Source organism: Geodermatophilus sp. URMC 61 (genome assembly GCF_052931555.1).
Genome location: NZ_JBRFHZ010000002.1, coordinates 3624056 through 3645503 on the forward strand (window position 1 = coordinate 3624056; position 21448 = coordinate 3645503).

Below are 21448 nucleotides of genomic sequence, written 5' to 3' on the forward strand. Positions count from 1 at the left end.
CCTCCTCGCCGGCGCTCGTCGGTCCAGTGCCGAGGCGTGCTGTGTCTCTGCGTGACCTCGCGATCCCGGTCACGAGGCGACTCCGATGGGCTCGAGCCGGAGGCTGCGGCCCAGGCGGGCCTGTTCCTCCGGGGGCAGCAGGGCGACGTAGTCGTCGCGGAAGTACTTCAGCGAGCTGGCGATGCAGCTGGTCGCGCCGTCCCCGAGCGCGCAGAACGAGCGGCCGAGGATGTTGTCGCAGGTGTCGGTGAGCAGGTCCAGGTCGGCCGCCGTCCCCCGGCCGTCGACCAGTCGCTGCAGGATCTGGACCAGCCAGTACGTCCCCTCGCGGCACGGGGTGCACTTGCCGCAGCTCTCGTGCGCGTAGAACTCGGTGAACCGCAGGGTCGCCTCGACGATCGAGTCGGTCTCGTCGAAGACCATGAGCGCGGTGGTGCCGAGCATCGAGCCCGCGGCGGCCACCGAGTCGAAGTCCAGCGGGACGTCGAGGTGCTCGGAGGTGAAGTACGGCGTCGAGGAACCCCCCGGCGTCCAGAACTTGAGCTGGTGCCCGGGGCGGACGCCGCCGGCCATCTCCAGCAGCTCGCGCATCGTCGTCCCCATGGGGGCCTCGTACTGGCCGGGGCGGACGACGCGGCCCGACAGCGAGTAGATCTTCGGCCCGGGCGACTTCTCCGGGCCGAACTCCTTGAACCAGTCCGAGCCGCCGCGGACGACGAACGGCACGCTGGCCAGCGTCTCGACGTTGTTGATCACCGTCGGGGCGCCGTAGAGGCCGGCGACGGCGGGGAACGGCGGCTTGAGGCGCGGCTGCCCGCGGTAGCCCTCCAGCGAGTCGAGCAGCGCGGTCTCCTCGCCGCAGATGTAGGCGCCGGCGCCCGCGTGCACGACGAGCTCCAGGTCGTAGCCCGAGCCCAGGATGTCGCGGCCCAGGTAGCCGGCCTCGTAGGCCTCGCGGACGGCGTTGACCAGCCGCCGGTGGGCGTGCACCGCCTCGCCGCGGACGTAGATGACCGCCAGGTGCGAGCGGATCGCGTAGGAGGCGATGACCACGCCCTCCACCAGGGAGTGCGGGTCGGCCATCATCAGCGGCAGGTCCTTGCAGGTACCCGGCTCCCCCTCGTCGGCGTTGACCACGAGGTACTTGGGCATCGCGGCCGGCCCGGTGGGCGTCTCCCCCGGCTTGGGCTGGGGGATGAAGCTCCACTTCATGCCGGTGGGGAAGCCGGCGCCGCCGCGGCCGCGCAGCCCCGAGTCCTTGACCAGGCCGACCAGCTCGTCGGGGGTCATGGACAGCGCGGTGCGCAGCGCGGTGTAGCCGTCGAGCCGCTCGTAGGTGGCCAGCCGCCAGGACTGCGGCTCGGCCCAGCGGGAGGTCAGCACGGGTGCGAGGGGCATGTCAGGCCTTCCCGTCTGTGGCGCCGGGTGGATGGGGGGGCGACACGGGAGGAGTCGTGCCGGTGGCCGGCTCGGCCGCGGGCGGGGTCTCGGTGCCGGCCCGCTGCCGCCCGCGCGGCTGGCCGTACTCGGCGCCCCGGTCCGGGTGGGCCTGCGCGGCGCCGGCCCGCTCCGCGGGGGTGTCGGCCGCCGCGACGCGGGCGTCGGCGGCCTCGGCCTCCGGGGTCTCGCCGGTGCGCCCGGACGGCGCGACCGTCTCGGCCGGCTCGCCCGTGTCGGCTGCCGGCTCCTCCGGGCCAGGCATCGGCGGGGCGGACTCGCCGCGCTCGGCGGCCAGCCGCAGCCCGGCCAGCGTCGGGCCGATCGCGCCCTCGGCGTCGACCGCCGCCGCACGGGCGTCCTCGCCGCCGTACTGGTCGAAACCGGCGAGCTGGCGGGAGACCCCCCGGAAGTCGGTCAGCGGAGCGCCACGGGTGGGGTGCGGCTTCTCCCCACGGCGCAGCGCGGCGACCAGCGCGCGAGCGCTCTCGACGTCCTGCTGGTCGTAGAACTCGTAGTCGACGGTGACCACCGGCGCGTAGTCGCAGGCGGCCAGGCACTCCGCGTGCTCGAGGGTGACCGAGCCGTCGGCCGCGGTCTCGTCGTGGTGGACGCCGAGGTCGGCGCTCAGGGCGTCGAAGATCCGTTGCCCGCCCAGCACGCTGCACAGCGTGTTGGTGCAGACGCTCACCAGGTGCCGGCCGGTGGGACGGCGCTTGTACATCGTGTAGAAGGTCGCGACCGCGCCGACCTCGGCCTTGGTCAGGCCCAGTTCCTCGGCGCACAGCGCCACGCCCTCGGGCGAGACGTAGCCCTGGTGGCTCTGGACCAGGTGCAGCATCGGCAGCAGCGCCGAGCGTGGCTGCGGGTAGCGGGCGATGATCTCCCGCACCTCGAGCCGCACCTGCTCGGTCAGCGGCGGCAGGTCCGCGGCGGGTGGCTCCACCGGGCTGGAGTCCAGCCCGGTGACCGCCGTCCCCTCCGCCGATCCCGGGAGTGCGCTCATCGGTCCACTCCCCGATCACACGGGGAGGGCTCCGGGTTCGCTCCGCTCCTCGGTCGCTGGCGCTCCCTGCGGTGCTGACTCACCTGTCGACTCCTCCCATGACCGGGTCGAGGGAGGCGATGGCCGCGATGACGTCGGCGATCATGCCGCCCTCGCTCATCGCCGCCGTCGCCTGCAGGTTGACGAAGCTGGGGTCGCGCACGTGCACGCGCCACGGTCTGGTGCCGCCGTCGCTGACCACGTGGTAGCCGAGCTCGCCGCGCGGGGACTCGACGGGCACGTAGACCTGGCCGGCCGGCACCCGGAAGCCCTCGGTGACCAGCTTGAAGTGGTGGATCAGGGCCTCCATCGACTGGCCCATGATGTGCTTCACGTGCTCGAGCGAGTTGCCCAGGCCGTCGGGCCCGAGCGACAGCTGCGCGGGCCAGGCGATCTTCTTGTCCTCGACCATGACCGGCCCCGGCTCCAGCCGGTCCAGCGCCTGCTCGACGATCTTCAGCGACTCGTTGATCTCCGCCATGCGCACCAGGTATCGCCCCCAGGCGTCGCAGGTGTCGGCGGTCGGCACCTCGAAGTCGTAGGTCTCGTAGCCCAGGTAGGGCTCGACCTTGCGCAGGTCCCACGGCAGCCCGGCGGCGCGCAGCACCGGCCCGGTGACGCCCAGCGCCACGCAGCCGGTGACGTCGAGGTAGCCGGCGTCCTTGAGCCGGGCCTGCCAGATGGGCTGGCCGGTGAGCAGCTTGTGGAAGTCGGCCACCCGGGCCGGCATGACCTCGAGGAACTCGCGGATGTGCTCGACGGCGCCGGGCGGGAGGTCCTGCGCCACCCCGCCGGGGCGGACGTAGGCGTGGTTCATCCGCAGGCCGGTGATCTCCTCGAGCAGGTCGAGGACCATCTCGCGCTCGCGGAAGCCGTTCGTCATCCCGGTGAGCGCGCCCATCTCCATGCCGAAGGTGGCCAGCGCGACCAGGTGCGAGGCGATCCGGTTGAGCTCCATGACCAGGACGCGGATGGTCCGGGCGCGCGGGGGCGCCTCGACGCCGAGCAGCTTCTCGACCGCCATGGAGTAGCCGGACTCGTTGAACAGCGGGGACAGGTAGTCCATCCGCGTCACGAAGGTCGTGCCCTGGACCCAGTTGCGGTACTCGGTGTTCTTCTCGATCCCGGTGTGCAGGTAGCCGATGACCACCCGCGCCTTGGTCACCGTCTCGCCCTCGAGGTCGAGCACCAGGCGGAGCACCCCGTGCGTCGACGGGTGCTGCGGCCCCATGTTCACGACGAGGCGTTCCTCGCCGTACGCCTCGGTGCCCAGCGTCTGGTCCCAGTCACCGCCGGTGACCGTGTAGACCCGGCCCTCGGTGGTCTCCCGCGAGCCGGCGTAGGGGTCGGCGGGGTTGTAGGAGGTGCTCATCGCGTGCGCCTCACCGGTAGGCCCGCCGCGTGTCGGGCGGGGGGATCGTGGCGTCGTGGTACTCCACGGGGACGCCGCCGAGGGGGTAGTCCTTGCGCTGCGGGTGACCGTCCCAGTCGTCGGGCATGAGGATCCGGGTCAGCGCCGGGTGGCCGTCGAAGACGACGCCGAACATGTCCCAGGTCTCCCGCTCGTGCCAGTCCGCCGTCGGGTAGACGGAGACCACCGACGGGACGTGCGGGTCCTCGGCGGGAACCGCGACCTCCAGCCGGATCCGCCGGCGGTAGGTCATCGAGGTCAGGTGGTGGACGACGTGGAACCGGGGCCGGCCGGGCGCGGTCGCGGGGCCGCCGCTGTCGAGGTAGTCGACGCCGGAGACGCTGCTGCACAGCTCGAAGCGCAGCGCCTCGTCGTCCCGCAGGGCCTGCACCAGGGTCAGCAGGTGCTCCCGGGCGACGAAGTAGGTGATCTCGCCGCGGTCGACCAGCACCCGCTGCACCGCGGCGTCGTACGTGGCCTGCCCGACCGCCTCGATCAACGCGTCGGTGACCTCGTCGAAGTACCCGCCGTAGGGCCGGTCGGTGGAGTGCAGCGCGACCGCGCCGCCGGGCTCGACGCGGACCAGGCCGCCGAAGCCGGAGGTGTCACCGCTGCCGCTGACCCCGAACGCGCCCTTGCGGAACCCGCCCGAGGGCGCCGCCGCACCCTGGCCGGCGTCCGTGCCGCTGCGGTCCCCCGGGCCGGTCACCGGTCACTCCGCACGTACGGCTCGGGCAGCAGGACGGCGTTGCCGCCACGCTGCTCGATGGCGAACTGGCCGGTGCGCCGCTCGGCGGCGGCCCGCTCGTAGGCCGCGCGCTTCTCCGGGTCCACGCGCACCGACGACGGCATCTCGACGTAGAGCTCCTTCGCCCGGCCCTCCTCCCGCGCCCGCTCGAGCTCGCGCGCCCGCTTGGGTCCCAGCGGCTCGTTCATGATCTTGTGGTGCAGCTTGAGGATGGCGTCGGTGAGCATCTCCGGCCGCGGCGGACAGCCGGGCAGGTACATGTCCACGGGGACGACGTGGTCGACGCCCTGCACGATCGCGTAGTTGTTGAACATCCCGCCGGAGCTGGCGCACACGCCCATCGCCAACACCCAGCGCGGCTCGGGCATCTGGTCGTAGATCTGGCGCAGGACCGGCGCCATCTTCTGGCTGACGCGGCCGGCGACGATCATGAGGTCGGCCTGCCGCGGCGAGGCCCGGAAGACCTCCATGCCGAAGCGCGCCAGGTCGTAGCGGCCGGCCCCGGTGGCCATCATCTCGATCGCGCAGCAGGCCAGCCCGAAGGTGGCCGGCCACAACGAGGACTTCCGGGTCCAGTTGACCAGCTTCTCCACCGAGGTCAGCAGGACGCCGCTCGGCAGCTTCTCCTCGAGTCCCATGGGAGGCCTCTCAGTCCCAGTCCAGGCCGCCGCGTCGCCACACGTAGACGTAGGCGATGAACACGGTGCCGATGAAGACGACCATCTCGACCAGCCCGAAGACGCCCAGCGCGTCGTTGGCGACGGCCCACGGGTAGAGGAAGACGATCTCGATGTCGAAGACGATGAACATCATCGCCGTCAGGTAGTACTTGACCGGGAAACGGCCGCCGGTCAGCGGCTGGTCCACCGGTTCGATGCCGCACTCGTAGGCGGCCAGCTTCGCCCGGTTGTGCCGGCGGGGGCCCATGAATGGGGCGACGGTCACGGAGAACAGCGCGAAGGCCGCGGCCAGGGCGAACAGGCCGACCATCGGGACGTACTGCGAGAGCACCAGCGCCTACCTCTCGTCGTCGCGGGTCGGGTCGGGGGCGGTCACGTCAGACCGCCGGGGCCAGGCGGGTCAGGACGGCGACGGCGCGGTCGAACCGGTCGCCGTCCCGGCCGTCGGAGAGGTTGCCCATCAGCCGCAGCGCCCGGGCCACCAGCGGCGGCCGCTTGAGCCCGTGCGCGGTGGCGAACCGGACCAGGTCCGGGCGGGCCAACAGCGCGAGGAAGCCGGTGCCCAGCCGGTGGTGCCGCCCGTACTCCTCGCGCAGCCGGTCGGGGTACCGGCGCAGCACCGCCTCCCGGGCCAGGCCCTCCGGTGCGGCCAGGCCCTCGACGGCGGCCTCCGCGGCCATGCGCCCGGTCTCCAGCGCGTAGCTGATGCCCTCGCCGTTGAACGGGTTGACCGTGCCGGCGGTGTCGCCGGCCAGGAGCAGCCCGCGGGTGTAGGCCGGCCCGCGGTGCAGGGCCATCGGCAGGCCGGCGCCGCGCAGCGGGGTGACCGCGTGCTCCTCGCCGAGCTGCCACTCCGGCGGCAGGGTGGTCAGCCACCCGCGCAGCACCGCCCGGGGCTCGGCGCCGGTGCCGCGGCGGGTGTCGAGCAGGCCGAAGCCGACGTTGCTGGTGCCGTCGCCCATGCCGAAGGCCCAGCCGTACCCGGGCATCGAGTCCGCGCTCGGGCCGCCGGGCGAGAGGTCGAAGGAGATGTCGAGGTAGTCGTCGTGCGTGCGCGGGGAGGCCACGTACCGGCGGACGGCGACGCCGAGCGGCCGGTCCTCCCGCCGGAGCAGGCCCAGCGCCTTGGCCAGCCGGCCGGAGAGGCCCTCGGCGGAGACCACCAGCGGCGCGCGCCAGGTGGCCGGCGTCCGGTCGGGGCCCTCCTCGGCGAGCACCCCCGCCACCCGGCCGGCGTCGTCGAGGAGCGGGCCGGTGACCGTGACCTCCTGCACGAGCCGGGCGCCGGCCGCAACCGCGTGCGCGGCGAGGCCCGCGTCGAGGTCGCGGCGGCTGCGGATGAGGCCGTGGGAGGGCCAGTGCTGCAGGGTCGGCCAGTCGACCTCGACCACCTGGCCGCCGCCGGTGACCCGCAGCCCCCGGTGCCGGACCCAGCCGGTGGTGTCGACGCCCATGTCGTCGAGCGCCTTGACGGCGCGCGGGGTCAGCCCGTCGCCGCAGACCTTCTCGCGGGGCAGCCGGGCCTTCTCCAGGACGACGACGTCGAGACCGGCGCGGGCGAGGTGCCACGCCGTCGAGGAACCCGCCGGACCGGCGCCGACGACGACCACGTCGGCCCGCCGGTCGCCGTCGTCCACCTCGACCCCCTCCACTCGGTTCCCGGCGCGCTTGTGAATTGGTTCACAAAGTCGCCCGGTCACCACTCTAGGCCGGGGTGTGACGTCGGTGACAAGTGGGCACCAGGGATTGGTGCGTCACAGTTCCGTCTCGTCCCGTCCGCCCCAGGGACGAGGCGTGCTCAGGCGTGCGGTCTGCGGCCGCGGTGCAGCGCCACGATGCCGCCGGTGAGGTCGCGCCAGGCGACGTCGGCCCAGCCGGCGGCCTGCAGCCGGGCGGCGAGCGCCGGCTGGTCGGGCCAGGCCCGGATCGACTCGGCCAGGTAGACGTACGCCTCGGGGTTGCTGCTCACCGCGCGGGCGATCCTCGGCAGCGCGCGCATCAGGTACTCGGTGTAGACGGTGCGGAACGGCGCCCAGGTGGGGCTGGAGAACTCGCAGACCACCAGCGTCCCCCCGGGGCGGGTGACCCGGGCGAACTCGCGCAGCGCGGCATCGGGATCGGCGACGTTGCGCAGGCCGAAGGAGATGACGACGCCGTCGACGCTCCCGTCGGCCAGCGGCAGCGCCATGGCGTCACCGGCCACCTTGGGCACCTGCCGTGCCGCGCCCGCGCGGAGCATGCCCTGGGAGAAGTCGCAGGCGATCGCGCGCACGCCGCCGGCCGCCAGCTCGACCGTCGACACCGCCGTCCCGGCGGCGACGTCGAGCACGGTCTGCCCCGGGCGGGCGCCCAGCGCCTCGCGGGTGGCCCGCCGCCAGGAGGCGTCCAGGCCGCCGGAGAGCACCGTGTTCGTGAGGTCGTAGCGCTCTGCGACCCGGTCGAACATGGCGGCGACGTCGGCCGGCCGCTTGTCCAGACCGGCCCGCAGCCCCGGGGTGTGCGCGCTGTCTCGCCGGTCTGCCACGACGGGCGACGCTACCGGCTGCCTACCCTGGGGCCGTGACAGTGGCAGCCGTGACCACCTCGGATGCGGTCACGCCCGTCGTCACCACGACCCCGCTGCCCGATCCCCCGGCCCTGCTCGACCTGCTGCCGGCCGCCGGCGCGGTGTCCTGGGTGCGCCGCGGCGAGGGCCTGGTCGGCTGGGGCGAGGCGGCCCGGCTGGAGGTCACGGGCCCGCGGGCCCTGGCCGAGGCGGCCGAGTGGTGGGAGGCCCTCAGCGCGGGGCTCGACGTGGACGACCGGGCCGGGGTCCCCGGCTCGGGGCCGGTCGTGTTCGCCAGCATCGCCTTCGACCCGGCCGCCGGGACGTCGGTGTTCGTCGTCCCCGAGGTCGTCGTCGGCCGGCGCGACGGCGTCGCCTGGGTGACCACGACCGGGGACGTCGACCCCGCCGACGTGCTGACCACCGCGCCCGCGACCGAACCGGGGCCACTCGGCCGGCTGCGCTACGCCGACGGCGCGCTCGACCCGGCCTCGTGGTGCGCGACGGTGGCCGCGGCCGTGGCGCGGATCGGCGCCGGGCAGCTGGCCAAGGTGGTGCTGGCGCGCGACCTGCTGGTCACCGCCGACGCGCCGCTGGACCCGCGCGCGCTGCTCGCCCGGTTGGCCGCCCGCTTCCCCGACTGCTGGACCTTCGCCGTCGACGGCCTGCTCGGCGCCACGCCGGAGCTGCTGCTGCGCCGGACCGGCCGCGAGCTGTCCTCCCGTGTGCTGGCGGGGACGGCGCCGCGCGGTGCCGGCGCCGACGACGAGCGGCTGGCGGCGGGCCTGCTCGCCTCGGCCAAGGACCGCGCCGAGCACGCCCTCGCCGTCGACTCGCTGGTCCGGGCGCTGGAGCCGTACTGCACGACGCTGTCCGCGCCGGAGGAGCCGGAGCTGCTGACGCTGGCCAACGTGCGCCACCTGGCCACCGACGTCACCGGCGCCCAGCGCCGCGGTGGCGCCCGCGGCCGCGCCGGGCTGCTGGAGCTCGTCGGTGCGGTGCACCCGACCGCCGCCGTCTGCGGCACCCCGACCGCCGCCGCCGCCGCGCTGATCGGCGAGCTGGAGGGCATGGACCGCGGCCGCTACGCGGGCCCGGTCGGCTGGGTCGACGCCCGCGGGGACGGCGAGTTCGGCCTGGCGCTGCGGTGCGCCCAGCTGGCCGACGACGACCCGGCCACGGCGCGGCTGTTCGCCGGCTGCGGCATCGTCGCCGGCTCGGACCCGGCCGCCGAGCTGGCCGAGACCCAGGCGAAGTTCGCCGCCTTCCAGGCCGCGCTGGAGAGCTGACCCTCCGGGCACGGAGCTCCCCGACACCGGGTGGCTCGCTGCTGCCACGGGGTCAGCGGCGGGCGAGCTCCTCGACCACGCGACGCACCAGCTCGCGGGGCACCGGGTCACGGTGCGGCAGGTGCATCGCGTCCCCGGCGCCGCGGTACGGGGCCACGGCTGCCTCCAGCTCCGGGTCGGCCAGCTGTCGCGGCAGCGGGTGGAGCGCCACGTGCCGCGTCCAGACCGTGACGTGGACCAGTGACCGGCCATCGACGGTGAACGTCGGCGTCCCGTACCGGAGGGTCTCCGCGGCGCCCGGCACGGCCGACGTCACCAGCTGCCGCACCTGCTGGACCCGCTCGCGGACGCCGCCCGGCAGGCCGGCCAGGTACTCGTCGACCGGCGCCGGCCTCACCATCCGTGGGTTTCCGAGTGGGAGCCCCAGGCGCACCACGACCAGCCGCAGGTCCACTCCCGTCCCGACGTCATGCTGCGACGCTAACCCGCGCGCGGCGAGATGACGAACGAGTTGCAGCAAGGGCTCCGCGCGATCCAGCGTGACGCTGCTCTCCCGCGGACCCGCAGGTCAGCGCTCCGACCCGGCCGCCGGAGGAGCGACCCAGAGGAACCCGGCGCGTGACCTCCGGCACGTCCGACCGCCCTCGCGCCCGCTCCTCCCCGGCTCTGTCACGGAGCTCCCGGCCGACCCGCCGTCCGGACACCGACGCCGCCCGGTACGCCGGCCGCACCGCTCGCACCCGGCGTACGGGCGACGGGCGGTGGGGGCGGCCCGGCAGCCGGTTCGTCGACTGCCGGACCTGGGCCTGCGGGGCGGCCGGCCACCCCGCGGACCGTGGCCCCCGACTGCCCGGAGGATCACGGAGTCAATCCGCTTGCGGCACCACCCCGGTCCGGTTGAGCTCCTCGGCGATGCCCACGAGCTTGCGGTTCGTCTGCTGCGACACCCGGGCGAGCACCTGGACGGCCTGGTGGGCGGTGAGCGTGTACCCGCTCCACGAGGATGCCCTTGGCGACCTGTCCCCTGACCTCACCGAGGTTGCCCGCCGCACCAGGGCTGCCCTCACCGGGCGCTGCTCCTCATCGCTGCCGCGGCGCCGTCAGGAGCCGAGCGCCTCGGTGGCGGCCGACCGCAGCGCCGCGGCCACCTGGGCCTCGGCGCGCTGGTCGGTGCCGACGACGACCACCCGCGGCCCACCTGCGGCGAGGGCGTCCCGCAGCCCGGTCGACGTCGACACCCGCTCCGCCGGCCAGCCCAGCGCCTCGGCCACGGCGACCAGGTCGCGGCCGTGCGGCGTGCCGAACACCCGCCGGTAGCCGGCCTCGTACCGCGGCTGCCCGGGCTCCAGCTGGGCGAAGATGCCGCCGCCGTCGTTGTCCGGGACGACGAGGGTGAGGTCCGGCCGCAGCTCCCCCTCACCCATCAGCAGGCCCTGGAGGTCGTGCAGGAGGGTGAGGTCGCCGAGCAGCGCGAACCCCCGTCGGCCGCCCTCGCGGGAGTGCACGAGGGCCGCGCCCACCGCGGTGGAGACCGTCCCGTCGATGCCGGCGACCCCGCGGTTGGCCAGGACGGTGAGCCCCGCCCGCGGGACGGCCAGCCGGTCGACGTCGCGCACCGGGGTCGACGAGCCGAGGACCAGCAGCGCGCCGTCGGGCAGGCAGCCCACGAGGTCGCGGGCGAGCAGCCCGGCGGTCAACGCGGGCAACGCGTCGAGCACGCCGTCGACCGCCGTCCCCACCCGGGCCGCGGCCGCGCACCACGCCGCCCGCCACGCCGGGTCGGCCGTCGGCGCGGTACCGCCCGGGGCCGTCCGAGGGGCCGGCAGCTCACCCACCCAGGTCGTCGAGCGGCCGGCGTCGGGCCAGCGCGGTGCGGCCGACACGGTCTCCACCCGGACAGCGGGGTCGGCCAGCAGCGCCGACACCGGCCGGGACAGCGTCGGCCGCCCCACGACCAGCACCCGCTCGGGCCGGTGCTCGGCCAGCCAGTCGGGCACCCCGAGCAGCAGCGCCCCGCCGCGTACGGAGGAGGCCCACGCACCGCTGGACGGCTCCGCGACCACCGGCCAGCCCTGCGCCCCGGCCAGCTCGGCGGCCGCCCGGCCCAGCGCGGGCGGCGCGTCACCGACGACCACCAGGCTGCGGGCGGGCCCGGTGTCGAGGGGCCGCGCGACGGCCGCGACCGAACCGTCGGTCCACGGGGCCCCGTCCGGCCGGCCCGACCACGGGCCGGCGGTCCGCACGTCGGCGTCCTCGGGCAGCAGCGGCTCGCGGAACGGCAGGTTGAGGTGCACCGGCCCCGGGTCGCCGGACAGCGCACCCCGGGCGGTCAGCAGCGCCTTGGCCACCAGCGAGCGCCAGTACCGGTTCTGCGCCTCCTCCCGGCCGGCCTCGGGCACGCCGACGTCGACCGCCGCCCGCACGGCGACCCCGTAGAGCCCGGGTTGGGCGATGGTCTGGTTGGCGCCGGTGTCGCGCAGCTCCGGCGGCCGGTCCGCGGTCAGCGCGAGCAGCGGCACCCCGGCGGCGTCGGCCTCGAGGACGGCGGCGTGCAGGTGCGCGGTCGCCGTCCCCGAGGTGGTCAGCACCGGCACCGGCCGCCCGGACGCCTTGGCCAGGCCGAGGGCGAGGAAGGCGGCGGTCCGCTCGTCGATGCGCACGTGCAGGGTGAGTCGCCCGTCGCGCTCGGCGTCGGCGAGGGCGAGCGCGACCGGCGCCGAGCGGGAACCGGGCGCCACCACGGCGTCGGTGACCCCGCCGCGGACCAGCTCGTCGACCAGCACCCGGGCGAGGGCGGTGGAGGGGTTCACCCGCGCACCGCCTCCAGCCGGGCCCGCCAGCGGGCCTCGACCTCCGGGTCCGCGACCACCTCGGCGAGCCGGTCGGGCGTCACGGGCCGCACCGGCAGCGCGCCGTCCACCGGCAGCAGCGGGTCGCTGGTGACGTCGCCGTCGAGCAGCGCCACGGTGGCCAGCCCGCAGGCGAACGGCAGCTCGGGCAGCGCGGCGGCCAGCGCCACCCCGGCGGCGATGCCGACCGAAGACTCCAGCGCCGAGGAGACCACGCACGGCAGACCGTGCGCCCCGGCCACCTCGAGCGCCGCCCGGACCCCGCCGAGCGGCTGCACCTTGAGGACGACGACGTCGCACACCCCGCGCAGGTCCACGCGCAGCGGGTCGGCCGAGCGGCGGACGACCTCGTCGGCGGCGAGCCGCACGTCGACCCGTCGGCGCAGCGCGGCCAGCTCCTCGAGCGACGCGCACGGCTGCTCGACGTACTCCAGGCCCACCCGGTCCAGCTCGCGGATCCGCGCGGCGGCGGTGTCGACGTCCCAGGCGGCGTTCGCGTCGACCCGGATCGCGCCGTCCGGGCCGAGGGCGTCGCGCACCGCCTCGACGCGGGCGACGTCGTCGGCGGGCGCCTGGCCGGGCTCGGCGACCTTCACCTTCGCCGTCCGGCAGCCCGAGGCGGTCACGATCGCGTGCGCCCGCTCGGGGCCGACGGCCGGCACGGTCACGTTCACCGGCACCGCGTCGCGCACCGGTGCCGGCCAGCCGTCGCGGGCCGCCTCGACCGCCGCGGCCCACCAGCGGCGGCTCTCCAGGACGTCGTAGTCCCAGAACGGGGAGAACTCGCCCCAGCCGGCGGGGCCCTGCACCAGCACGCCGTCGCGGACGTCGAGGCCGCGGAACCGGGTCCGCATCGGCACCGACCAGACCCGCGCGCCGTCGGTGTCGATGCTCTTCCCCGTGCACGACCTCGCGGGCTCGGTCACGTGGCCTCCTCGCCGGCGCTCGTCGACCACGTGTCGTCGATGCTCTGCCCGTGCGTGACCTCGGGAGCTCGGTCACGTGACCAGCCTAGGAGGACCCCGTCCCGCCCACCCCTCGCAGGCTCGGGTCGGTGCCCTGGACGGGGCCGGCAGTAGCCTCGGACCTCGTGCCCCGGCACCTGACCCCCGTGGCCGCGCCGGCCGATCCCCTCGCGCTCCTCCCGCAGGTGCGTGCCGCCCTGGACGGCACGGCGCCGATCGCGGTGCTGCCCGCGGGTCCGCCGGCCGCCGTCGAGGCCGCCCGGGCGGTGTTGCGGCCCGAGCAGCCGCTGGAGGACGGCGTGGACCTCGTCGTCGTCACCTCCGGCTCGACCGGCGGCGGCCGCGGGGTGCTGCTGTCGGCCGGTGCGGTGCGTGCCTCGGCCGAGGCCACGCTGCGTCGGCTCGGCGGCCCTGATGCCTGGCTGCTCGCGCTCCCGGTCTCGGCCGTCGCCGGCCTCCAGGTGCTCTGCCGCTCGGTCCTCGGCGGCACGGACCCGACCGTGCTCGGCCCCGGGGAGCCCCTGGCCGCCGCCGTCGCCCGCATGCCTGCCGGGCGGCGCTACACGGCGCTGGTGCCCACCCAGCTGCGCCGGTACCTCGACGCGGAGTCCGCCGCGCTGCGGGCGTTCGACGCGGTCCTGGTCGGCGGTGCGGCCACGGACCCGGCCCTGCTGACCCGGGCCCGGGAGGCGGGCGTCGCCGTGGTGACCACGTACGGGATGACCGAGACCGCGGGCGGCTGCGTGTACGACGGCGAGCCGCTGGACGGCGTCCGCGTGCGGGTGACCGACGACGGGATCGAGCTCGCCGGCCCGACCCTCGCGCTCGGCTACCGGCTCGACCCCGAGGGCACCGCCACCGCCTTCGCCGGCGGCTGGTTCCGCACCCGCGACGCCGGCACGCTGGACGACCGGGGCCGGCTGACCGTGCACGGCCGGCTGGACGACGTCGTCGTCACCGGCGGGGTCAACGTCGCGCCGCAGGCGGTGGAGGCCGTGCTGCGCCAGCACCCGGACGTCGTCGACGCCGTCGTCTTCGGCCGGCCGGACGACGAGTGGGGTCAGCGGGTGGTCGCCGCCGTCGTCCCCGCGCGCGGCGTGACACCGGACCTGGCGGCGCTGCGCCCGTGGGTGGCCGAGCGGCTGGGCGGGCCCGCCGCGCCGCGCGAGCTGCACCGCATCGACGCCGTCCCGACCCTGCACACCGGCAAGCCGGACCGCCGCGGGGTGGCCGCGGCGGTCCTCCACGGGAGGCGCTAGACCGTGGCCACCCCCGCGCAGTGGCTGGCCGGTGCCCGCCCCCGCACGCTGCCCGCAGCCCTCGCCCCGGTGCTCGTGGGGACCGGGGCCGCCGCGGCGCTCGACGGCTTCCGGCTCGTGCCGGCGCTGCTGGCCCTGGTGGTCGCCCTCGCGCTGCAGGTCGCGGTCAACTACGCCAACGACTACTCCGACGGCACCCGCGGCACCGACGCGGTCCGGGTGGGGCCGGTGCGGCTGGTCGGCTCCGGCGCGGCGACCCCGCGGCAGGTGCTGGGCGCGGCGCTGGCCTCCTTCGCCGTCGCCGGCGTCGCCGGGCTGGCGCTGGCGGCGCTGTCGAGCTGGTGGCTGGTCGCGGTCGGCGCGGTCTGCATCGCGGCCGCCTGGACCTACACCGGCGGCCCGCTGCCCTACGGCTACCGGGCGCTGGGCGAGGTCTTCGTCTTCGTCTTCTTCGGCCTGGTCGCCGTCGTGGGGACGACGTTCGCCCAGACCGGCTCGGTCGACGGGCTGGCCGTTGCCGCCGCGGTGCCGATCGGCCTGCTGTCGGTGGCGCTGCTGGTCGTGAACAACCTGCGCGACATCGAGGGCGACGCCGCCGTCGGCAAGCGCACGCTGGCCGTGCTGATGGGCGACCGCGGCACCCGGGTCGCGTTCGCGCTGCTGCCCGCGGTGGCGTTCGCCGTCGTCGTCGCGATCGGGGTGGTCCGCCCCTGGGCGCTGCTCGCGCTGCTCGCCGTCCCGCTGGCGGTGCCGCCGGTGCGCACCGTCCTCTCCGGCGGGCGCGGACCGGCGTTGATCGCCGCGCTGCAGGGCACCGGCCTGCTCACGCTGGCCACCGGCGTGCTGCTGGGCGCGGGGCTCGCGCTCAGCGGCTGAGGCCCCGCTGCAGGCAGAAGGACCCCTCCCCGAGCCCTTCGCAGGCTCAGGGCACGCCCACAGGGGGCCTGGCACGAGCCTGCGCGTGGTGGGGGCAGCGGGGCCTCAGCCGTCGCCGGTGAGGCGGGCCTCCCGCGCGGCCTTGGCCTGCTGGCGGGCGACGCTGCGCGCGGCCAGGCCCTCGGTGAGCCGGTCGCGCGAGGGTCGCAGCAGCAGGTACGAGACCGGCATCGACAGCAGCAACCCGAACAGCGCGCCGGACCAGAAGTCCAGGCCCAGCACCCACAGCAGCAGGACGAGCGCAGCGGCGATGGCCAGCCGGCCCACCGTGTAGACGACCAGCCAGGGCGCGATCCTCGGCGGCGCCGCCGGACCCCCCGTCGGCGCGCCCGGCACCGCCGGCTCAGCCCTCTCCGCCATGGCGGCCCTCCCACTTGGTGCTCAACACGACCGTCGTCCGCGTGCGGGCGACGCCTCTGATCCGGTTCAACGCACTGATGGTGGCCTCGAGTGCCGGGATGTCGGTCACTCGGACCTTCAGCACGTAGCCCTCGCTGCCGGCGACCCGCCAGCAGTCCTCCACCTCGGGCAGCGCGGCCAGGCCCGCCTCGACGCCGGTGTCGTCGACCGCGTCGCTCTCGATCACGCTCACCAGCGCGGTGACGCCCAGCCCCACCGCCGCCGGGTCGACCACCGCCCGGTAGCCGGTGATGACGCCGGCGGCCTCCAGCTTGCCGACCCGCTCGTGCACCGCCGGTGAGGAGAGGCCGACCCGCCGGGCCAGTTCGGCGTAGCTCGCCCGCCCGTTGGCGCGCAGCAGGTCGATCAACTGCTGGTCGACGGCGTCGATGGCGGTTCTCCTCCCTGCCGGGGCCGCACGGGGTGTGCGTTCGAGTATCGCCCGCGCACGTACTGTGGAGGAGACTCGGGCTGGATCGGCGAGGGGGGTGAGCCGCCATGGCCTTCGTGGTGGTGCTGGTGGTGGCGGTCGTCGTCGTGGTGCTGGTGCTGCGGGCGGCGGAGAAGGGCGGTCCCGGCCGGGTGCGCGCGCCTCGACCGCAGCGCGCCGTCCGCCCGATCGCGCCCGACGACGACCCCGAGTTCCTGCGCGAGCTGGAGCGCCGCACGCGGCGCGACGACGGCTCGCCGGCATAACACCGGAGTCTCCGGGCGCCTCGCGTGTCGGGCGGTCCGGTCCCGGATCCCGCCGGCCCCTGCAGGGTCCCGCCGCGAACCTGCGGAGCGGCGGGGGTCCTCCTCCGAGGAGGGGGGGGACGGGGTCCTCAGGCGGCGCGGAAGAAGCGCCGCCAGCTCCGGCGCTTCGGCGCGACCTCGGTGAACGGCGCGTCTGGTCGGGCCTGGTCCGAGATGCCGCCGGGCCAGCCCAGGCCCTCGTGCGTCGTCGGGTCACCCGGCCAGCCGAGGCCGCTCTCGGTGCCCTCGGCGCGCAGGTCGCCGTGCCGACCGGCCGGTGCGTCCGCCGGACGCTGCGCGAGCGCGGCAGCGACGACGGGGTGCACGGCGGCGCCCTCCAGAGCCGAGTGCCTACCCACAGGGCGTCCCCCTCCGACGCGACATGCGGGCATGGAAGCACGGCTGCGCCCGGCGTGTCACGGACACGCCGCCCGGCCGGGTGACCGCTGTCGCCTGTGGGGCGCGCGGGACGGCCTCCTCCCAGAGCCCACGGCCCGTGGGCCGCCTCGAGAGATGCGCATGCCGGCGGGGCCGGCCGAGCTCGTTCGTGCTCGGTGCGCTGGGGCACCGCTCACCCCTCAGGTGCGGCGACGGGGGCGCTGGCTCTCCGTCATGGGAAACCGGCCATACACCGCCCCGCGGGCAAGCCGGTCAGTACTCCCAGGACGGGTACCGCGGGTCCCGCTCGGCCATCGTCCCGGACAGCAGCACCATCCGGTCGATGAACCAGGGCTTGGGGGACCCCCGGCGGAGTGCCTGGGGGCGCGGGAGCTGCGCCCGTGGCGCTCCGCTCGGAGGACGATCCACCCCGTCCAGGGGCTCAGCCTGAGGTCGCGAGCGGTCCAGCGGCCCGTCCCAGGTCCTGCCCCGAGCGTGGTGACGGGCTGAAAGGCCACCCTCCAGGGTCCCGCCGGCCCCGTCCCGAGGCTCGCGCCGAGCCTGCGAGGCGTGAGGGGGACGGGGTCCTTCCACGAGGCGTGGGGGAGGGTGGTCCTTCGTCAGTCGAGCCCGCCGTAGCTGTGCAGGCCGGTCGACACCATGTTGACGTACAGCAGGTTGAAGACCATCACGACCAGGCCGACGACGTTGACCCACGCCGCGGGCCGCCCCCGCCAGCCGGCCGTCGTCCGCGCGTGCAGGTAGCCGGCGTAGACGACCCAGGCGATGAACGCCCAGGTCTCCTTGGGGTCCCAGCCCCAGTAGCGGCCCCAGGCGCTCTCGGCCCAGATGGCGCCGGCGATGACGGCGAAGGTCCAGATGGGGAAGCCGAAGACGGCGGTGCGGTGGGCGACGCGGTCCAGCGTGACCGCGTTCGGCAGCCGGGAGAGGAACGATCCCTCCGCCTCGGCGCCGCGGGCGTCGGTCCGCAGCCGCAGCAGGTACAGCACGCTGGCGATCCCGCTGACGAAGAATATGCCGAAGCCGAGGATGGCCGTGGAGACGTGCACGGCCAGCCAGCTCGAGCGCAGCGCGGCGACCAGCGGCCCGGTCTCGGTGTAGAGGAACAGCCCGGTGGCGACCAGCGCGAGGACGACCGGCGCGAGGACGAAGGCGCCGATGTCGCGGACGGCCGGCACGCGGAGGGCCAGCAGCAGGTAGACCACCACGCCGACGAGGACGACGGCGGTGGCGAACTCGTACATGTTGCCCCAGGGCAGCCGGTCGGCGGCCATCCCCCGGGTGACCAGCACGCCGGCGTGCACGACGGCGCCGACGGCGGTGACCGCGAGCCCGGCCAGACCCCAGCGGTCGGTGCGCGCCGGTGCGGCGGGCGCCTCGGCCGGTGCCCCGGTCCCGGCGGGGACCAGCTGCCGGGCCGGGCGGCGGCCGAACGCCAGCTGTGCCGAGAACGCCACGACCGCGACCGAGTAGAGCGCGACGGCGATCGAGAACAGGGTGTCCGACAGGTCGGCCAGCGACTGGTCAACGGTCACGCGGGAGGACCTCCGGTTCCGGTGCGGCCCCGCCGGACGGCGGGGCGGAGGGGGTCGGGGCGCGCTCGTCGAGCGCGGCCCGCAGCCGCCCGGTCAGCTCGGCGAAGGACGTGGCACTCTCGCCGCCGCCGCGCGTCAGCGAACCGACCGAGAGCACGGTACCGCCGCCGTCGGGGGCGGGGCCGGCGCGGGCGAAGAAGCGCTCGCGGCGCAGCAGGAGCAGCGCGAGCAGGCCGACCAGCAGGGCGATCGCCGCGCCGAGTACCCAGACCTGCCCGGGGTCGTGCGAGAACTGCAGCGCGGCGAACTGGTCGACGCCGGTGAAGGTGATCGCCGTCCCGTCGGGCAGGGTCAGCGTCTCGCCGACCGCCAGGTTGGCCCGGCCCACCTCGGCGAGCCGGCCGCGCTCGATCTGGCTCCGGTCGAGGGAGTAGACCGACTGCGGCAGGCCGGAGTCCAGGCCGAGGTAGCCCTGGTAGGCCAGGACCGCCACCTCGGGGTTGAGCGGCCGCGGGTCGATCGAGGTCAGGACGCCGCCCTGCATGAGCCCGGTCGGCGCGAAGAAACCCTCGAGCGCCAGCTGGTCCGGGGCGCCGGCGCCGAGGTCGGGCAGCTTGAGCGCTCCCTCGCTCGACATCGTCGTCTGGTCAGAGGGCAGGAACGGCGCCGAGACGTCGGTGAACGCCGTCCCGTCCGGGAGGGTCACGGTGAACCGCGGCGCGTACCCGTGCCCGGTCACGTACACGCGGTCGCCGTCGACCCGCAGCGGGTCGTTGACGCCGATCGTCGTCGGCCGCCCCTCCTCGCCGGGTCCGCCGTAGCGGATGTCGGCGGTGTAGGAGGCCGCGGTCAGGTCCTCCTCGTAGTCGGCACGGAAGTCCTCGAGGTCGACGCAGAGCGGGGTGAGGTCCGCGCCGTCGACCAGCGCCCCGGAGGAGTACGTGTCGTACTGCTGGAAGGAGTTGCAGAAGCCCTGGCCCTCGGTGACCAGGATGCTGCCCTCGTAGCCCCACAGCTTGCCGCCGGCCAGGCCGAGCAGCAGCGCCACCAGCGACAGGTGGAACAGGAGGTTGCCGGTCTCCTTCCACAGCCCCTTCTCCGCGGACAGCTCGTCCCCCTGCTGGCCGGACCGGCGGACGACGCGGAAGCGGCGCACCCGCAGCTCCTCCTCGACCACGTCGAGGGCGGCCGGGCCGGGCAGCGGGGTGGCCAGCTCCGCGGAGTCGGGCAGCCGCTGCAGCCGGCGCGGTGCCGGCGACGGAGTGGCCCGCAGGGCGCGGACGTGCTCGCCCAGCCGGGGGACGACGCAGCCGATGAGCGAGACGAACAGCAGCAGGTACACCGCGGCGAACCACGGCGAGCCGAAGACGTCGAAGGCGTAGAGCCGGTCGAGCACCGGCGCCAGCGTCGGGTGGTCGGCGAAGTACTGCCGGACGGCGTTCTGGTTCAGCGAGCGCTGCGGCAGCAGCGACCCGGGGATCGCCGCCAGCGCCAGCAGGAACAGCAGGATGATCGCCGTCCGCATGGCGGTCAGCCGACGCCACCAGCGCAGCCACAGGCCCCGGGCGCGGGCGCCGAGGGAGGGGCGGGCAGGAGGCGGCGGCACCGCGGCCGGCCGCGGCGGGGCCGTGGTGGTCACGTCAGCTCCTCGCTGGCGCTCGTCGCAGCCGTGCCCATCGGTGACCTCGCGAGCTCGGTCACTCCGCTTCCCCGCTGGCGCTCGTCCGCGTCGTGCCCGGCGGTGCTGCACCCATGCTGTGACCTCGCGAGCTCGGTCACAGGACGCTCTCCGCGAGGCCGTTGGCGGCCAGCCAGCCCTGCAGCCAGCGCATCATCTCGGTCCAGGCGCCGGTCACCAGCAACAGGCCGACGACCACGAGGACGACGCCACCGAACCGGGTGACCGCCCGCGCGTGCCGGCGCAGGAACGACGTGGCGCCCATCGCCCAGCGGGCACCGAGCGCGACCAGCACGAAGGGCAGGCCCAGGCCCAGGCAGTAGGCCAGCCCGAGGAAGGCGCCGCGGCCGGCGGTGGCCTGCTGGAAGGCGAGGTTCTGCACCGCGGCGAGCGTCGGGCCCAGGCACGGCGTCCAGCCCAGCCCGAAGACGACGCCCAGCAGCGGGGCCCCGGCCAGCCCGGTCGCCGGCCGGAACGCCACCCGCTTGGTGCGCTGCAGCAGCGGCAGCCACCCGAGGAAGCCCAGCCCGACCAGGACGGTGACCACACCCAGCACGCGGGTGATCTCGTCGTTGTACTGCAGCAGCAGCCGGCCCAGGCCGCCGAACGCGGTGCTGACGGTGACGAAGACGGCGGTGAAACCGAGCACGAACAGCGCCGCGCCGAGCACCATCCGGCCGCGGGGCGAGCGCTCGTCGTCGGTCCGGACGGCCACCGCGGTCGCACCGCCGCTCTGCGCAGCCGCGGCCGGTGCGGAACGGGCACCGGCCCCGACCAGGCCGGTGACGTAGGAGAGGTAGCCGGGTACCAGCGGGAGCACGCAGGGCGAGGCGAAGCTGACCAGCCCGACCAGGGCGGCGACCGCGGCGGCCACGAGCAGCGGGCCGTCGGTCACCAGACCGCTGAACGTCTCCCCCATCAGCCCTCCTCGGCCATCAGCAGGTCGAGCACCGCGCGCAGGTCGTCCTGCTGGACCGCGCCGGTGTAGACCGCGGCCACCCGGCCCTGCGCGTCGAGCACGATGGTGGACGGGATGGCGTTGGCCGGGTAGTCGCGGAACGCCAGGGCCACCTCGCCGCGCGGGTCGTCCAGCGAGGGGAACTCGATGCCGAAGCTCTCCTCGAAGGCGCGGGCGAGCTGGTCGGTGTCCTTGACGTTGACGCCGAGGAACTGCACACCCTGGTCCCGCACCTCGGCGTAGACCTCCTGGAACTCCGGCGACTCCACCCGGCAGGGGGCGCACCAGGAACCCCAGAAGTTGATCACCGCGACGCCGCCGTCGAGCTCGCTGGAGTCGAACTCCCGGCCGTCGAGCAGGGTGCCGGAGAAGCCCGGGGCGGCGGCGCGCTCCCCGGGCGGGATGACCTCGCCGGCCGGCGTCCCCTGGACGAAGCGGAACTCCCCGCCGTTGTTGACGTCGACCGCGTCGGTGCCGGTGGAGCAGCCGGTCAGGAGCAGCGCCCCGACCAGGGCGCCGAGCAGCCCGCGCACACCGTGGCCCCCGCGGGGACGTGGCGCGCCGGCGGAGCGTCCTCGTG

The 21448-nt window shown here is 75.5% G+C and carries 24 protein-coding genes; 4 read left to right on the forward strand and 20 right to left on the reverse strand.

Translation table 11 applies throughout. The annotated features are described in order from the left end of the window. Positions 1–69: 69 nt before the first annotated feature. The 8 genes from nuoF to ACU610_RS16920 form a co-directional block, all read right to left on the reverse strand. Positions 70–1398, reverse strand: a complete 1329-nt coding sequence (gene nuoF / locus ACU610_RS16885; RefSeq protein ID WP_446768849.1) for an NADH-quinone oxidoreductase subunit NuoF — start codon at positions 1396–1398, stop codon at positions 70–72. A gap of 1 nt (position 1399) precedes the next feature. Further along, a complete protein-coding gene (gene nuoE / locus ACU610_RS16890) occupies positions 1400–2443 on the reverse strand; it encodes an NADH-quinone oxidoreductase subunit NuoE (RefSeq protein WP_446768850.1) in 1044 nt (347 codons plus the stop codon). 79 nt (positions 2444–2522) lie between these two features. After that, entirely contained in the window at positions 2523–3854 is a 1332-nt protein-coding gene (locus ACU610_RS16895; RefSeq protein WP_446768851.1) for an NADH-quinone oxidoreductase subunit D, read from the reverse strand. Positions 3855–3864: 10 nt separating this feature from the next. After that, positions 3865–4602, reverse strand: coding sequence for an NADH-quinone oxidoreductase subunit C (locus ACU610_RS16900; RefSeq protein WP_446768852.1), 738 nt, complete (start codon positions 4600–4602; stop codon positions 3865–3867). Next, positions 4599–5279, reverse strand: coding sequence for a NuoB/complex I 20 kDa subunit family protein (locus ACU610_RS16905; RefSeq protein WP_446768853.1), 681 nt, complete (start codon positions 5277–5279; stop codon positions 4599–4601). The genes ACU610_RS16900 and ACU610_RS16905 overlap by 4 nt, the downstream gene beginning before the upstream one ends. Before the next feature lie 10 nt (positions 5280–5289). Beyond that, positions 5290–5652 (reverse strand): NADH-quinone oxidoreductase subunit A, encoded by a 363-nt coding sequence (locus tag ACU610_RS16910; protein WP_446768854.1) that lies wholly within the window; start codon positions 5650–5652, stop codon positions 5290–5292. A gap of 46 nt (positions 5653–5698) precedes the next feature. Beyond that, positions 5699–6958, reverse strand: a complete 1260-nt coding sequence (locus tag ACU610_RS16915; protein ID WP_446768855.1) for a geranylgeranyl reductase family protein — start codon at positions 6956–6958, stop codon at positions 5699–5701. A gap of 161 nt (positions 6959–7119) precedes the next feature. Further along, positions 7120–7845, reverse strand: coding sequence for a demethylmenaquinone methyltransferase (locus ACU610_RS16920; protein ID WP_446768856.1), 726 nt, complete (start codon positions 7843–7845; stop codon positions 7120–7122). Between the two features lie 35 nt (positions 7846–7880). Between ACU610_RS16920 and ACU610_RS16925 the strand changes: the two genes are divergently transcribed. Next, positions 7881–9155: an isochorismate synthase gene (locus tag ACU610_RS16925; protein ID WP_446768857.1), complete on the forward strand. Its 1275-nt coding sequence runs from the start codon at positions 7881–7883 to the stop codon at positions 9153–9155. Between the two features lie 52 nt (positions 9156–9207). Here the strand turns inward: ACU610_RS16925 and ACU610_RS16930 are convergent, their stop codons facing one another. The 4 genes from ACU610_RS16930 to ACU610_RS16945 all read right to left on the reverse strand — a co-directional run bounded on the left by ACU610_RS16930 (position 9208) and on the right by ACU610_RS16945 (position 12930). Continuing rightward, positions 9208–9552, reverse strand: a complete 345-nt coding sequence (locus ACU610_RS16930; RefSeq protein WP_446768858.1) for an iron chaperone — start codon at positions 9550–9552, stop codon at positions 9208–9210. Positions 9553–10021: 469 nt separating this feature from the next. Beyond that, positions 10022–10222 (reverse strand): hypothetical protein, encoded by a 201-nt coding sequence (locus ACU610_RS16935; RefSeq protein WP_446768859.1) that lies wholly within the window; start codon positions 10220–10222, stop codon positions 10022–10024. A 33-nt stretch (positions 10223–10255) separates the two neighbouring features. Next, positions 10256–11965 carry a 2-succinyl-5-enolpyruvyl-6-hydroxy-3-cyclohexene-1-carboxylic-acid synthase gene (gene menD / locus ACU610_RS16940; RefSeq protein ID WP_446768860.1) on the reverse strand — a complete coding sequence of 570 codons (1710 nt, stop codon included), beginning with the start codon at positions 11963–11965 and terminating at the stop codon, positions 10256–10258. After that, on the reverse strand, positions 11962–12930 hold the full coding sequence (locus tag ACU610_RS16945; RefSeq protein WP_446768861.1) for an o-succinylbenzoate synthase: 969 nt from the start codon (positions 12928–12930) through the stop codon (positions 11962–11964). Before ACU610_RS16945 ends, menD begins: the two co-directional genes overlap by 4 nt. Positions 12931–13094: 164 nt before the next feature. Here ACU610_RS16945 and menE point away from each other — a divergent pair, with 164 nt between their 5' ends. Further along, positions 13095–14228: an o-succinylbenzoate--CoA ligase gene (menE, locus tag ACU610_RS16950; RefSeq protein ID WP_446768862.1), complete on the forward strand. Its 1134-nt coding sequence runs from the start codon at positions 13095–13097 to the stop codon at positions 14226–14228. A gap of 3 nt (positions 14229–14231) precedes the next feature. Further along, a complete protein-coding gene (locus tag ACU610_RS16955) occupies positions 14232–15104 on the forward strand; it encodes a 1,4-dihydroxy-2-naphthoate polyprenyltransferase (RefSeq protein ID WP_446768863.1) in 873 nt (290 codons plus the stop codon). 105 nt (positions 15105–15209) lie between these two features. Here ACU610_RS16955 and ACU610_RS16960 read toward each other — a convergent pair whose 3' ends face one another. Further along, positions 15210–15524, reverse strand: a complete 315-nt coding sequence (locus ACU610_RS16960; protein ID WP_446768864.1) for a DUF4229 domain-containing protein — start codon at positions 15522–15524, stop codon at positions 15210–15212. Continuing rightward, positions 15508–15933: an Lrp/AsnC family transcriptional regulator gene (locus ACU610_RS16965; protein WP_446768865.1), complete on the reverse strand. Its 426-nt coding sequence runs from the start codon at positions 15931–15933 to the stop codon at positions 15508–15510. The genes ACU610_RS16960 and ACU610_RS16965 overlap by 17 nt, the downstream gene beginning before the upstream one ends. Before the next feature lie 128 nt (positions 15934–16061). Between ACU610_RS16965 and ACU610_RS16970 the strand changes: the two genes are divergently transcribed. After that, on the forward strand, positions 16062–16259 hold the full coding sequence (locus ACU610_RS16970) for a hypothetical protein (RefSeq protein WP_446768866.1): 198 nt from the start codon (positions 16062–16064) through the stop codon (positions 16257–16259). A gap of 128 nt (positions 16260–16387) precedes the next feature. On the opposite strand, the gene ACU610_RS16975 is transcribed toward ACU610_RS16970, so the two are convergent. The 6 genes from ACU610_RS16975 to ACU610_RS17000 form a co-directional block, all read right to left on the reverse strand. Next, positions 16388–16624 (reverse strand): hypothetical protein, encoded by a 237-nt coding sequence (locus ACU610_RS16975; RefSeq protein WP_446768867.1) that lies wholly within the window; start codon positions 16622–16624, stop codon positions 16388–16390. Positions 16625–16949: 325 nt separating this feature from the next. Then, a complete protein-coding gene (locus tag ACU610_RS16980; protein ID WP_446768868.1) occupies positions 16950–17105 on the reverse strand; it encodes a hypothetical protein in 156 nt (51 codons plus the stop codon). Positions 17106–17296: 191 nt separating this feature from the next. Next, positions 17297–18232 (reverse strand): c-type cytochrome biogenesis protein CcsB, encoded by a 936-nt coding sequence (ccsB, locus tag ACU610_RS16985; protein ID WP_446768869.1) that lies wholly within the window; start codon positions 18230–18232, stop codon positions 17297–17299. Beyond that, positions 18222–19871 carry a cytochrome c biogenesis protein ResB gene (resB, locus tag ACU610_RS16990; RefSeq protein WP_446768870.1) on the reverse strand — a complete coding sequence of 550 codons (1650 nt, stop codon included), beginning with the start codon at positions 19869–19871 and terminating at the stop codon, positions 18222–18224. The genes ccsB and resB overlap by 11 nt, the downstream gene beginning before the upstream one ends. Positions 19872–20007: 136 nt before the next feature. Continuing rightward, positions 20008–20829 carry a cytochrome c biogenesis CcdA family protein gene (locus ACU610_RS16995; protein ID WP_446768871.1) on the reverse strand — a complete coding sequence of 274 codons (822 nt, stop codon included), beginning with the start codon at positions 20827–20829 and terminating at the stop codon, positions 20008–20010. Beyond that, entirely contained in the window at positions 20829–21401 is a 573-nt protein-coding gene (locus tag ACU610_RS17000; RefSeq protein WP_446768872.1) for a TlpA family protein disulfide reductase, read from the reverse strand. The genes ACU610_RS16995 and ACU610_RS17000 overlap by 1 nt, the downstream gene beginning before the upstream one ends. Positions 21402–21448 lie beyond the last annotated feature (47 nt).

What these genes read in the sequence shown, in the direction of transcription:
- nuoF (WP_446768849.1), bottom strand. Translation starts at nt 1,398, where the DNA reads ATGCCCCTCGCACCCGTGCTGACCTCCCGCTGGGCCGAGCCGCAGTCC.
- nuoE (WP_446768850.1), bottom strand. Translation starts at nt 2,443, where the DNA reads ATGAGCGCACTCCCGGGATCGGCGGAGGGGACGGCGGTCACCGGGCTG.
- ACU610_RS16895 (WP_446768851.1), bottom strand. Translation starts at nt 3,854, where the DNA reads ATGAGCACCTCCTACAACCCCGCCGACCCCTACGCCGGCTCGCGGGAG.
- ACU610_RS16905 (WP_446768853.1), bottom strand. Translation starts at nt 5,279, where the DNA reads ATGGGACTCGAGGAGAAGCTGCCGAGCGGCGTCCTGCTGACCTCGGTG.
- ACU610_RS16960 (WP_446768864.1), bottom strand. Translation starts at nt 15,524, where the DNA reads ATGGCGGAGAGGGCTGAGCCGGCGGTGCCGGGCGCGCCGACGGGGGGT.
- ACU610_RS16970 (WP_446768866.1), top strand. Translation starts at nt 16,062, where the DNA reads ATGGCCTTCGTGGTGGTGCTGGTGGTGGCGGTCGTCGTCGTGGTGCTG.
- ACU610_RS16995 (WP_446768871.1), bottom strand. Translation starts at nt 20,829, where the DNA reads ATGGGGGAGACGTTCAGCGGTCTGGTGACCGACGGCCCGCTGCTCGTG.